This is a genomic window from Hyphomicrobium sp. 802 (assembly GCF_000526135.1).
Taxonomy (GTDB): Bacteria; Pseudomonadota; Alphaproteobacteria; order Rhizobiales; family Hyphomicrobiaceae; genus Hyphomicrobium_B.
This window is the reverse complement of sequence record NZ_JAFM01000001.1, coordinates 338,606-350,756: the sequence shown is the minus strand read 5'-3', so window position 1 is coordinate 350,756 and position 12,151 is coordinate 338,606. Positions and strand designations below refer to the sequence as shown.

General features: G+C 61.4%; 11 protein-coding genes. 10 read left to right on the top strand and 1 reads right to left on the bottom strand.

The window, feature by feature from the left end; all coding sequences use genetic code 11:
- Nucleotides 1-5: 5 nt before the first annotated feature.
- Complete coding sequence (rph, locus tag HYP802_RS0101765) at nt 6-719, bottom strand: ribonuclease PH (RefSeq protein WP_013950301.1); 714 nt, start codon at nt 717-719, stop codon at nt 6-8.
- A gap of 173 nt (nt 720-892) precedes the next feature.
- Between rph and hrcA the strand changes: the two genes are divergently transcribed.
- From hrcA to HYP802_RS0101715, 10 genes are all read left to right on the top strand, one after another.
- On the top strand, nt 893-1,963 hold the full coding sequence (gene hrcA, locus HYP802_RS0101760) for a heat-inducible transcriptional repressor HrcA (RefSeq protein ID WP_024275019.1): 1,071 nt from the start codon (nt 893-895) through the stop codon (nt 1,961-1,963).
- 123 nt (nt 1,964-2,086) lie between these two features.
- On the top strand, nt 2,087-2,728 hold the full coding sequence (grpE, locus tag HYP802_RS0101755; protein ID WP_013950299.1) for a nucleotide exchange factor GrpE: 642 nt from the start codon (nt 2,087-2,089) through the stop codon (nt 2,726-2,728).
- A gap of 340 nt (nt 2,729-3,068) precedes the next feature.
- A complete protein-coding gene (gene dnaK / locus HYP802_RS0101750; protein WP_024275018.1) occupies nt 3,069-4,997 on the top strand; it encodes a molecular chaperone DnaK in 1,929 nt (642 codons plus the stop codon).
- Between the two features lie 156 nt (nt 4,998-5,153).
- On the top strand, nt 5,154-6,302 hold the full coding sequence (gene dnaJ / locus HYP802_RS0101745) for a molecular chaperone DnaJ (protein WP_013950296.1): 1,149 nt from the start codon (nt 5,154-5,156) through the stop codon (nt 6,300-6,302).
- Nucleotides 6,303-6,413: 111 nt separating this feature from the next.
- Nucleotides 6,414-7,013, top strand: coding sequence for an NAD(P)H-dependent oxidoreductase (locus HYP802_RS0101740; protein WP_013950295.1), 600 nt, complete (start codon nt 6,414-6,416; stop codon nt 7,011-7,013).
- Nucleotides 7,014-7,028: 15 nt separating this feature from the next.
- Nucleotides 7,029-7,733, top strand: a complete 705-nt coding sequence (gene pyrF / locus HYP802_RS0101735) for an orotidine-5'-phosphate decarboxylase (RefSeq protein ID WP_013950294.1) — start codon at nt 7,029-7,031, stop codon at nt 7,731-7,733.
- Nucleotides 7,734-7,909: 176 nt separating this feature from the next.
- The gene (locus HYP802_RS0101730) at nt 7,910-8,923 is read left to right on the top strand and encodes a murein L,D-transpeptidase family protein (RefSeq protein WP_013950292.1); all 1,014 of its coding nucleotides are present in this window, start codon (nt 7,910-7,912) and stop codon (nt 8,921-8,923) included.
- A gap of 110 nt (nt 8,924-9,033) precedes the next feature.
- Nucleotides 9,034-9,321, top strand: coding sequence for a DUF1330 domain-containing protein (locus HYP802_RS0101725; protein WP_013950291.1), 288 nt, complete (start codon nt 9,034-9,036; stop codon nt 9,319-9,321).
- A 101-nt stretch (nt 9,322-9,422) separates the two neighbouring features.
- On the top strand, nt 9,423-10,151 hold the full coding sequence (trmD, locus tag HYP802_RS0101720) for a tRNA (guanosine(37)-N1)-methyltransferase TrmD (protein WP_013950290.1): 729 nt from the start codon (nt 9,423-9,425) through the stop codon (nt 10,149-10,151).
- 135 nt (nt 10,152-10,286) lie between these two features.
- Nucleotides 10,287-11,990: a L,D-transpeptidase family protein gene (locus HYP802_RS0101715; RefSeq protein WP_013950289.1), complete on the top strand. Its 1,704-nt coding sequence runs from the start codon at nt 10,287-10,289 to the stop codon at nt 11,988-11,990.
- Nucleotides 11,991-12,151: the final 161 nt, after the last annotated feature.

The window sequence follows — 12,151 nt, the reverse complement described above, 5'->3', positions numbered from 1 at the left end:
TGGTCTTAAGCGACCGTCAGCTTCTGCAGCTGAACGAGTTCGCCGATCCCCTTCTTGGCGAGCCCCATCAGCTCGGTGAACTTATCTTCTGTGAAGGGCGTCGTCTCGGCCGTGCCTTGGATTTCGACGATGCCGCCCGAGCCGGTCATCACGAAATTGGAATCGGCATCCGCGTTGCTGTCCTCGGCATAGTCGAGATCGAGCACCGGCTCACCTTTATAGAGACCGCACGATACGGCGGCCACGTGATCGCGCAGCACGGTGTCCTTCACCATGTCGCGCATTTTCATCCACTGGATACAATCGTGCAGAGCCACCCACGCGCCCGTGATCGACGCCGTGCGCGTGCCGCCATCGGCTTGGATGACGTCGCAGTCGACCGTGATCTGCCGTTCGCCAAGCTTCGTCAGATCGACGACCGCGCGAAGCGCCCGGCCGACGAGACGCTGAATTTCCTGCGTCCGCCCCGACGGATGGCCGCTCGTCACCTCGCGCCGCGTCCGGTCGTGCGTCGACCGCGGCAGCATCGAGTATTCCGCCGTCACCCAGCCACGGCCCTGACCTTTCAGCCACTGCGGGAGGCGCTCTTCCAAGCTCGCCGTGCAAAGAACATGGGTGTCGCCGAATTTGATGAGGCAGGAGCCTTCGGCATATTTGGAAACGGCCCGCTCGATTGAAACACGGCGCAACTCGTCTGGCTTGCGTTTGGAAGGTCGCATGAGTTCCCTGAATTGTTGGTATTGCGGCCGCGACCCTAATGAAGGCCCCCCCGGCCTTCAACCGGAAACCTTATCGGTTGAAAGAAGGGTGCAGATACCCAGAAAACACCACAGGATTTGACGTAGGCCCCTGTCATTCATAGATTTTGACGGTGAACACGGAAGATCAAATCGTGGCAGCCACCATCCTGGACGGCAAAACGCAGCTGCAAAAGCTTAACGAGCGCTCGCGGACGATCCTGCGGCGCATCGTCGAAAGCTATCTGGCGACGGGTGAGCCGGTCGGCTCTCGCAATCTCTCACGCGCCTTGCCGATCGCCCTCTCGCCCGCCTCGATCCGCAACGTCATGTCGGACTTGGAGCAGCTCGGCCTCATTATCGCGCCGCACACGTCTGCGGGGCGCCTGCCCACCCAGCTCGGCCTGCGCCTGTTCGTCGACGGTCTTCTTGAAGTCGGCGACATCACCCCGGACGAGCGCCGCCAGATCGAAGCCCAGATCGCCGTCCGCCGCGAAAAATCGGTCGATCAACTTTTGAGCGAAGCGGGCGAACTGATGTCCGGTCTGTCCCACTGCGCGGGCGTCGTCCTCGCCGAAAAGCAGGTCGCCCGCCTGCGCCACATCGAATTCGTGCCGCTCGAACCCGGACGCGGCCTCGTAATCCTGGTCGATGAAGACCAGAACGTTGAGAATCGCATCATCAACCTTCCCGATGGCTTGCCACCGTCTGCCTTGCAGGAAGCTTCGAACTATCTCAACACCCATTTGCGCGGCCTGACGCTCGCCGAAGCCAGGGCCGAACTCGAAAAGTCGTTGAATGCCGCCAAGGCAGAACTCGACGTGTTGACCCAAAAGGTCATCAAGGCCGGGCTCGCCGAATGGTCAGGTGTCGCCGATGATCGCAAGAGCCTCATCGTCCGCGGTCAGAGCAACCTTCTGAAAGACGTGACCGCCGCCGAAGACCTGGAGCGCATCCGCCAGCTCTTCGACGCCTTCGAATCCAAGCAGGACATCGTCGAGTTGCTCGGAGCCTCCGAAACGGCCGAAGGCGTCCGCATTTTTATTGGCTCGGAAAACAAGCTGTTTTCGCTTTCGGGCTCATCGTTGATTGTTGCCCCATTTCGGGATGAGACCCGCCACGTCGTCGGCGTTCTGGGCGTCATCGGCCCGACGCGGCTCAATTATGCCCGCATCATCCCAATGGTGGATTATACAGCCAAGCTGATGAGCCGCTTGATGGGCTGAGGCATCGAGACCTATTTGACCCGCTTCTGACGCACCCCAACTTGAACTGCCTTGATTTTTACCGCCTAGCGGTCGATACCCCGGCACCGGAATTTTTGCAGTGCTATTCCAGCGAAGAGAAAAATGAGCGACGACAAAAAGCCCATAGACGAGACCGTGCAACCGTCCGCGGCAACGCCCCCTGAAATGGGAGATGTGAGCGTCGAGCAGCTCAAGGCGATGATCGCCGCCCTTCAGGCCGATCTCGAAAAGAAGTCCGCCGAAGCTGCCGCCAAGCAGGATCAGTACCTGCGCGCCGTTGCTGAAACGGAGAACGTCCGCCGCCGCCTCGAAAAGGAAAAGGAAGAGACGGCGAAGTATGCGATCACCAAGTTTGCCAAGGATATCTTGACGGTCGGCGACAACTTCCAGCGCGCTATCGCCGCCGTGCCGAAGGATGCCGTCGAAAGCGATCCGGCCCTAAAAACCCTACTCGATGGGGTCATTCTTGCCGAGCGTGATTATAAGACGGCTCTTGAGCGTCACGGTGTCCGCGCCATCGACCCGGCCGGCCAACCCTTCAATCCGCACCACCACCAAGCCGTGATGGAGCAGGAGAACGCAAACGTCCCAGCTGGCACCGTGCTGCAGGTCTATCAGGTCGGCTACATGATCGATGACCGCAACCTGCGTCCGGCGATGGTCGTCGTCTCCCGCGGCGGCCCGAAAGTCGCCAAGGCTGACGACGCTGCCCCTGCCTCGTCGGAGCCGCCTGCCGATGCTTGATGCGGCTGCGACGTCGCGACCAGCGTCGCACCAGAACAAACGTTGAGCGAAATCAAGGCGCCTCCTCCTCAGCAAGGATGCGCTTCAACCGCAGAAAAAAGCTTGCAAATTGAAGCATTGCGTCACGGCGGGTAGTTCCGTTTTGACGCAATCAAAAGGCGATAAAGTTGATCTATGGAGGGGATAAGAAGCGTTGCACGCTGAAATCAGGCCCCTATATAACCGTCGGTCACACAATTGAAATCCTGGGGACCGGTGCCTCTGACCTCTCGTTGGGGAGCACGTTGGATGCCAATAGAGGGTCCACCCGGTCTGCCGCAACTGAGAAGGATTGATGCGAATGGCAAAAGTAATCGGTATTGACCTCGGCACGACCAACTCGTGCGTCGCCGTCATGGATGGCGGCAAACCGAAAGTGCTTGAGAACTCCGAAGGCGCCAATACCACCCCGTCCATTGTTGCATTTACTGCCGACGACGAACGTCTCGTCGGTCTGCCGGCCAAGCGCCAGGCAGTCACGAACCCCACCAACACCTTTTTCGCGATCAAGCGCCTGATCGGCCGCCGCTACGACGATCCCGAGGTCACGAAGGACCAGAAGCTCGTTCCGTACAAGATCGTGAAGGGCACCAACGGCGACGCCTGGGTCGAAAGCCACGGCAAGCAATATTCCCCGCAGCAGATCTCGGCTTTCATCCTTCAGAAGATGAAAGAAACCGCCGAAGCCAAGCTCGGCGAGAAGGTCACGCAGGCGGTCATCACCGTTCCCGCTTACTTCAACGACGCCCAGCGCCAGGCGACGAAAGACGCCGGCAAGATCGCGGGCCTTGAAGTTCTGCGCATCATCAACGAGCCGACGGCAGCTGCGCTCGCCTACGGCCTCGACAAAAAGACGGACGCCAAGACGATCGCGGTCTATGACCTCGGCGGCGGCACCTTCGACGTGTCCATTCTCGAAATCGGCGACGGCGTCTTCGAAGTGAAGTCGACGAACGGCGATACGCACCTCGGCGGCGAAGACTTCGATATGGTCCTCGTTACGTACCTCGCCGATGAGTTCAAGAAAGAGCAGGGCATCGACCTGCGCTCCGATAAGCTCGCCCTTCAGCGTCTGAAGGAAGCCGCCGAAAAGGCCAAGATCGAGCTGTCGAGCGCCCCTTCGACCGAAGTCAACCTGCCGTTCATCACGGCCGACGCGACCGGTCCGAAGCATCTCACGATGAAGCTGACGCGCGCCAAGCTCGAAAGCCTCGTCGATGGCCTCATCAACCGGACCAAGGGTCCGTGCGAAAAGGCTCTGAAGGACGCTGGCCTCAAGGCTGCCGAGATCGACGAAGTCGTTCTCGTCGGCGGCATGACGCGTATGCCGAAGGTCCAGGAAGTCGTGAAGCAGCTCTTCGGCAAAGAGCCGCACAAGGGTGTCAACCCGGATGAAGTCGTCGCCGTCGGCGCCGCGATCCAGGGCGGCGTTCTGCAGGGCGAGGTCAAGGACGTCCTGCTGCTCGACGTCACGCCGCTGTCGCTCGGCATCGAAACGCTGGGTGGCGTCTTCACCCGTCTGATCGATCGCAACACGACGATCCCGACGAAGAAGAGCCAGACTTTCTCGACCGCCGAAGATAGCCAGAACGCTGTCACCATCCGCGTCTTCCAGGGCGAGCGTGAAATGGCGGCCGACAACAAGATGCTCGGCCAGTTCGACCTCGTCGGCATCCCGCCAGCGCCGCGCGGCGTGCCGCAGATCGAAGTCACTTTCGATATCGACGCCAACGGCATCGTCCACGTTTCGGCGAAGGACAAGGCGACCGGCAAGGAACAGTCGATCCGCATCCAGGCCTCGGGTGGCCTCTCGGATGCCGACATCGACAAGATGGTCAAGGACGCCGAAGTCCACGCGGCCGAAGACAAGAAGCGTCGCGAGGTCGTCGAGCTTCGCAACCAGACCGAAGCCCTCGTCCATGGCACCGAGAAATCGCTCGCCGAGAACGAGTCGATCCCGGCCGTCGCCGCGATCAAGGGCGAAGTCGAAGCTGCGATCACGGCCGCCAAGGAAGCCATCGCCGGCGAAGATGCCGATGCGATCCGCTCGGCTTCAACCGCGTTGACCCAGGTCGCCATGAAGATCGGCGAAGCCGTCTACACGGCCAAGGGTGGCGCTGAAGGCATGGAAGGTGGCCCCGAAGCATCGGCTGAGAAATCTGCCAGCGGCGACGACGTCGTCGATGCGGATTTTGAAGAAGTCAAAGACGACAAGAAGAAATCGGCTTAAAAGTCGAACTTAGATTCGCCCTTGGGTTGTCGCGGCGTTCTCAATTTTGGAACGCTGCGCCCGGCCTGAGGGCGAAAAATTGATATAACCGCTTGTTATTGCTGCGACTTCCTCGACCAGCAACTTGCCAATCAATAGGTCATAGAACAGCGCACCATGGCTAAGCGCGATTATTACGAAGTTCTGACCGTCAAGCGGTCCGCTACCGAAATCGAGATCAAATCCGCCTATCGGTCTCTCGCCAAGGAATATCACCCCGACCGCAATGCGGGCGACAAAGAAGCCGAGCGCCGCTTCAAGGAAGTCAACGAAGCCTACGAAGTTCTGAAAGACCCTCAGAAGCGCGCCGCTTATGACCAGTTCGGCCACGCCGCTTTCGACGGCGGCATGGGCGGCCGCGGCGGCCCCGGCTTCGGACCGGATTTCGCCTCTTCGATGTCCGACATCTTCGACGATCTGTTCGGCGAATTCATGGGTGGACGACGCGGCACCCAGGGCCGCTCGCGCACAGCTCGCGAAGCAGGCGCCGACCTGCGCTACAATCTCGAAATCACGCTGTCCGAAGCCTACACCGGCAAGACCGCGCAGATCCGCGTTCCCGCCAGCGTCAAATGCGAAACGTGCTCGGGCACCGGCGCAAAACCCGGCACCAAGGCGAAGACCTGCACCACCTGCGGCGGCATGGGCAAAGTCCGCGCCAGCCAGGGCTTCTTCACGATTGAGCGCACCTGTCCGCATTGCCAGGGCCGCGGCGAGATGATCGACGATCCGTGCGTTGACTGCGCCGGTTCAGGCCGCGTCCAGAAAGAACGCACGCTCTCGGTCAACATCCCGGCCGGCGTCGAAGACGGCACGCGCATTCGGCTCGCGGGCGAAGGCGAAGCCGGCCTACGCGGCGGCGCGCCCGGCGACCTTTACATCTTCCTCTCGATCAAGCCGCACGAATTCTTCCAGCGCGACGGCGCCGACATTTTCTGCAAGGTGCCGATCTCGATGACGACGGCGGCGCTCGGCGGCCAGATCGACGTCCCGACGCTTGAAGGCACCACGACGCGGGTGAAAATCCCCGAGGGCACCGAAAGCCGCAAGCAGTTCCGTCTGCGCGGCAAGGGCATGCCCGTACTCCGCGCCAAGGTCTCGGGCGATATGTACATCGAGGTCGATGTCGAAACGCCCAAGAACCTCACGCGCAAGCAGCGCGAGCTGCTCGAAGAATTTGAGCGCGCGAGCCACAAGGAAACGAGCCCGGAAAGTGCAGGCTTCTTCTCCCGCGTGAAAGAATTCTTCGAAGGCAAGAGCGGCTGATCGCAGTTTGCTCTCGTCACCTCTGAGCCCTTTGCGCAGCCTTGCCAACGGTCCGAAAGCCGCTAGGGTCCGGCTCACAAAGCGCTCTCATGATCCGGACCTTCGACCCAGATGACCGACGCCCCCGCGCCCGATCCGCGCCTTCTGTTCTTCGCAGGCAGCGCCCGCCAAGCCTCGTTCAACAAGCGCGTCGCGAGACTCGGCGCCGTGATCGCCGAAGCCAACAGCATCCCGGCGACGTTCGTCGATCTCTCCGACTACCCGATGCCACTTTATGACGGCGATCTTGAAGCCGCATCCGGCCAGCCCGAGAACGCGCACAAGCTCAAAAACCTGATGATGGCCCACACCGGCGTTTTCATCATGAGCCCAGAATACAACGCGTCCTTCACGCCGCTCTTGAAAAACACGCTCGACTGGATCAGCCATATCCGCGACGATGGCGAGAGCCCGCTCGAAGTGTTCCGCACACGCGTCTTTGCCCTTGGAGCAGCCTCGAACGGCGGCACCGGCGGTTTGCGCGGCCTCTCACAACTCCGCCTGATGCTGGAACTGGGAACGGGCGCGCTCGTTCTACCGAACCAGTTTCTACTACCCCGCGCCGCCGATGCCTTCGACGAGCACGGCCACCTGAAAAACAAAGAGCAGACCGAGCAGTTCAAGACTGTCATTCAGCGGCTCGCACGCGCCGCCCGCGTGCTGCACGGCTAGAGGAACGATACCGCGATGATTGACGCCGCCACCCGAGACAAGCTCATCGTCGCCCTCGATCTGTCGTCTTACGATCAAGCGCGCGCTCTTGTTGATCGCCTCGGCGATACCGTCAGCTTCTACAAGATCGGCTTGGAACTGTTGTTTGCGGGCGGTCTCGATCTTGCTCAGGAACTGAAGCGCGAAGGAAAACGCGTTTTCCTCGATCTGAAATTCCTCGACATCGGCAATACCGTCGAGCGCGCGGTCGCGTCTGCGGCCGGGCTGGGCGTCGATTTCATCACCGTCCACGGCCACGACACCAAGACGCTGAAAGCCGCCGTCAAAGGCCGTGGCTCCTCGAACCTGAAGCTGCTCGCCGTCACGGTGCTGACGAGCCTCGATCAGTCCGACCTTGAAGAACAGGGCATTACCGACATAACGCCGGCAGGCCTCGTGGTCGGCCGCGCCCGCATGTCGGAACTCGCGGGCTTCGACGGCGTCATCGCCTCTGGCCAGGAAGCCGCCGCCATCCGCGCCGAAACCGGGCCGGATTTCCTCATCGTCACGCCAGGCATCCGGTTGCCCGGCGCCGAAGCCGGCGACCAGACCCGCGTCACGACGCCCGAAGAGGCTATCGGCTTCGGTGCCAACCACATCGTCGTCGGCCGCCCGATCAACGCCGCTAAGGACCCCAAAGCCGCCGCTGAAGCGTTCCTGCAGCACATCGCCCAGGCTTAGCGGCGAAGGCACTTACGCGCGATAAGTCGCTGGCCGATCATGGCCTTGCCACATCGGCGCCCAGCTCTCACCACGCCGTGCGCACACTCGCCGTTTACCTCCCCTTAACCGTCTTTGGCCATGAACTGGACGGTCCATGATGGTTAAGCGTTGCGTAAGCGGGGTTCACGGACAGTATGCGTTGGCTTTGGCACTTGACCCAGCAGGTGCGTCTGCTGGCTGCGGCAATCGCCGTTGCCATCCAGGTTTTCGCGCCCGTGGCACTTGCGGACGAGCGGTCCGCCGAAAAGCCGCTTCCCTCCGCCGTGGAAGCCGCCCTGATCCTCAAGGACATCGACCAGAATTCCCCTGTCTATCTTCGTATCTTCAAGGAAGAATCCGAGCTTGAGGTCTGGAAGGCCCGCCCGAACGGCCGTTACGCGCTGATCAAGACGTTCCCTGTCTGCAATTGGGGCGGCACGCTCGGACCAAAGCGCACCCAGGGCGATCTGATGTCGCCTGAGGGCTTCTACCGCATCACGCCCGGCGCCATGAACCCGAACAGCAAATATCATTTGGCGCTCAACGTCGGCTATCCGAACGCGCTCGATCGTTCGCTCGGCCGCACCGGCAGCTACATCATGGTCCACGGCGATTGCAAAAGCGTCGGCTGCTTCGCCATGACCGACAATCAGATCGAAGAAATCTACGCTTTCGTGCGCGATGCGCTCGCCGGCGGCGAAACATCCGTGCCGATCCACATTTTCCCGTTCCGCATGACCGCCGCCAACATGAAGCGCCACGCCGACAATCCGGCATGCGATACGTGGGAGCCGTTAAAAGAAGCCTACGACGATTTCACCCGAACGCGCGAGCCGCCGCAGATCGGCATGTGCGGCAAGCGCTATATCGTCAATCCGCTGACATCCGTCGGCGACAATCCGAATGCCGCCTGCCCGGTTCTGATCGGCAAACGCTTGGCGCCGCTATCGCCGCGCTTCCGGAAGCGATTGGTTAAGGCCGATCCCGACCTTGAAGGGAACGGCAAGAAGCTCAAAGGCGTGATGATCGCGAGCCAGAGTTGGGAAACCTATCTGCTGGGCACGTCCGTCGCGACGGCTTCCAATCCGCCGCGCCCTGCGCCGCACCGGCAATCGTTCGCAACCAGCAGCGACACCGCCCTCGGCGCTCTTCAGTCGATCGTGAAATAACGCCTGGCGCCGCCACCATCGACGTCGCATGGGTTGCCGAAGCGCCGCCGCTCCGGCTATGGCTCCTCGTCCAAAAATCCACGCTCTGCGTCGAAGGAAAGAACAAGCCAATGCCCAAGGGATACGTTATCGCCCGCTCCATCGTCACCGACCCCGACAAGTGGGCTCAGTACGCTGCCAAGACAAAGGCTGCGCTCGACAAGTTCGAAGGCAAGCCCATCGCACGCGGCGGCAAGAGCGAGACCCTGGAAGGCGAGGGCGTCGCCCGCAACGTCATCCTCGAATTTCCAAGCTACGAACACGCGATCGGCTATGCCAAGTCGCCCGAATATGCCGAAGCCAAAGCGCTACGCCAGGGCGCCGGCACGATGCACATGACCATTGTCGAAGGCGTGTAATCGGACGCTCAACGGTGTCATCCTCGGGCTTGTCCCGAGGACCCATCGGTCATCGTCCTACAAAATGGATCCTCGGCGTGCAGCCGAGGATGACAACATAAATGGCCCACTTCCCAACGAGCGACGGACGCGCCCCGTGGCGAGCGCAGGTCCTGACCCTCTTCCCCGAGATGTTTCCGGGACCGCTCGGCATCTCGCTGCTGGGACAGGCGCTCGACGCCGGCCTCTGGTCGCTCGACGCTCTGCAGATCCGTGACTTCGGCTTGGGCCGTCACCGTCAGGTCGATGATACGCCCGCGGGCGGCGGCGCGGGTATGGTGCTGCGTGCCGACGTGCTCGGCCCCGCACTCGATCACGCCCGAGAACGTTCGCCCGATGCACCCCTGATCTATCTCTCTCCGCGCGGCACGCCCCTGACGCAGCAACTCGCCCGCGATCTCTCCGAAGGACCGGGCGCCACGCTGCTCGCTGGCCGCTTCGAAGGCATCGACCAGCGCGTCATCGAAGCCAGGGGCCTGCGCGAAATTTCGATTGGCGATTATGTGCTGGCGGGCGGCGAGTTGGCCGCCATGGTTCTGATCGAGGCCTGCGTCCGCCTCATCCCGGGCGTCCTGGGCGCCGCCGACAGCCTGACCAGCGAAAGCTTCGAGACGGGCCTGCTCGAATACCCGCAGTACACCAAGCCCCGCGAGTGGGAAGGCCGCGCCATTCCCGACATTCTGCTCTCCGGCGATCATAAGAAAATCGAAGACTGGCGTCGCCGCCAATCAGAAGAACTGACGGCCGCCCGCCGCCCGGATCTTATTCGTCCCACCCGCGCCCCAAAGTGAGGCGTCACAGCCGCTTCGCCTTTGCATGGCCAGGATTTCTTGGGCAAATGACGTGGGGGAAGATTCGCGAAACGGTTCTTTAGACCGTGCGCATGAAGCTCTCGGCACGGACGCGTGACCAATCGAGAGATGGCGATGGGATATTACAAAAATCTGCTTCTCGGCATAGCGGCTGTGGTGCTGCTGACGTCTCCCGCAATCGCCGATCCGCTCCCCGCCGCGCCCGATCCGGCGCCCGTTCAAACCAATACGCCCAATCCGAAAGCCGCAGCCGAAACCCCATCCACTCCGGCAGCAACGCCCACCGCAACCGCGACGCCATCCTCTGAAGCGGCTTCTGCTGCTCCGCAACAAACGCAAGACGATCCGGTCCTGGCTGCGGCCCGCGCCAAGCTCGCCGCCGAACCCGCGGCAGAAGACGAGCACGACCGCGACGATCAAAAGGCGCTCGTCGAATTCTACAACAGTCGCCACGGCGACGGCTTGTGGGTGACGGCCTCGGGCCTCAAACCCGAAGCCAAGGCGCTTGCCGCCGAGATCGCCAACGCCGATCACTACGCTCTCGATGTCTGGCGTTTCAAGGTCCCGAAACTCGCCGACGGCGCGCTGACGGCAACGGACACAGATTCGCTGGCCGATGCCGAGATCACGTATTCGAAGGCCGCACTGCTCTATGCCCGCGACGCCCGTGGCGGCCGGATCCCCGACCCGTCGGCGCAGCTGACGACCAACCTCGATCGCCGCCCGCAATGGATTGAGCCGAAAATCGTCATCGACGCGCTCGCCGCCACGCATGAACCCGACGCCTATCTGCGCAGCCTCGAACCACAGCATCCGCAGTTCGAAAAGCTGCGCCAAATCTACATCACGATGCTGCCGAAGGACGGTAAAGGCAAACTGAGCCCGGCCGCCAAGCGCATTCGCGCCAATATGGAAGAGTGGCGCTGGATGTGGCTCGATATGGGCAATTTCTACGTCCTGAACAACGTCCCCGAGTTCATGCAGTACGTCTACAAGGACGGAAAGATCATCCGCTCCGAAAAGATCGTGGCTGGCCTCGTCGACAAGCAGACGACGATCTTCTCGCGCCCGCTCAAATACGTCGTGCTGCGCCCTGCCTGGCGCGTGCCCGAAAGCATCATGGTCAACGAGCTGTGGCCGAACCTGATCCGTGGCGGCGGCATGATGACCAAATACGGACTGCAAATCCGCTCGAAGGACGGCAGCCGTAATATCGACTACCGCAAGGTCGACTGGGCCTCGACCGACATCCGCAATTTCGAGGTCATCCAGCCGCCGGGACGCAGGAGCGTGCTGGGCCACGTCAAATTTTCGTTCCCTAGCCAGCACACGATCTTCATGCACGACACGCCGGACAAGTGGATGTTCAAGCCTGCGGTCCGCACGTTGAGCCATGGTTGCCTGCGCGTCTGGAAGCCGATGGACCTCGCCAAGATGATCTTGAAGGAAGACAAGGGCTGGGATGCCGCCAAAGTCGATGAGCTTGACCGGACGGGACCGCTCAACAACGAAATCCCGATCACCAAGGAAATCCCGATCCACATCGTCTACTTCACCGCCTGGGTGACGGACGATGGCAAGCTGAAGACCTTCCCCGACGTCTACGGCCACGAGCGCCGCATCACGCAAGCTCTCGATGGTCAGTGGAGCAAGATCAACAAGGGTCACGACCACCTCGCACCCGTCGAGCCCGACTTCAACCCGGAAGCGCTCGCCGCCCGCACCCGCGATAACGACGTGGATGACGAACAATACCCGGCCCGCCAAAACGCGACGCTCGGCAATATGATCGGCAACGCGCTCGGACTAAGTAATTGATTTTAGAACAATATATATCAAAAATCGAACGCACGTTCGGGTTCGCCGGACTGCCCATTAAATTAACAGCGTATACGAACTAATCGGTGGATAACTCGCCGCCGACTGACGACTTTCGCACTGCAACGTGATCAGTTGCCTGCGCAAGTGAGTTGGTTCCT

Coding starts and splice junctions, on each gene's coding strand:
- pyrF (WP_013950294.1), top strand. CDS start 7,029: ATGATTGACGCCGCCACCCGAGACAAGCTCATCGTCGCCCTCGATCTG.
- HYP802_RS0101730 (WP_013950292.1), top strand. CDS start 7,910: ATGCGTTGGCTTTGGCACTTGACCCAGCAGGTGCGTCTGCTGGCTGCG.
- trmD (WP_013950290.1), top strand. CDS start 9,423: ATGGCCCACTTCCCAACGAGCGACGGACGCGCCCCGTGGCGAGCGCAG.
- rph (WP_013950301.1), bottom strand. CDS start 719: ATGCGACCTTCCAAACGCAAGCCAGACGAGTTGCGCCGTGTTTCAATC.
- grpE (WP_013950299.1), top strand. CDS start 2,087: ATGAGCGACGACAAAAAGCCCATAGACGAGACCGTGCAACCGTCCGCG.
- dnaJ (WP_013950296.1), top strand. CDS start 5,154: ATGGCTAAGCGCGATTATTACGAAGTTCTGACCGTCAAGCGGTCCGCT.
- HYP802_RS0101725 (WP_013950291.1), top strand. CDS start 9,034: ATGCCCAAGGGATACGTTATCGCCCGCTCCATCGTCACCGACCCCGAC.
- HYP802_RS0101715 (WP_013950289.1), top strand. CDS start 10,287: ATGGGATATTACAAAAATCTGCTTCTCGGCATAGCGGCTGTGGTGCTG.
- dnaK (WP_024275018.1), top strand. CDS start 3,069: ATGGCAAAAGTAATCGGTATTGACCTCGGCACGACCAACTCGTGCGTC.
- HYP802_RS0101740 (WP_013950295.1), top strand. CDS start 6,414: ATGACCGACGCCCCCGCGCCCGATCCGCGCCTTCTGTTCTTCGCAGGC.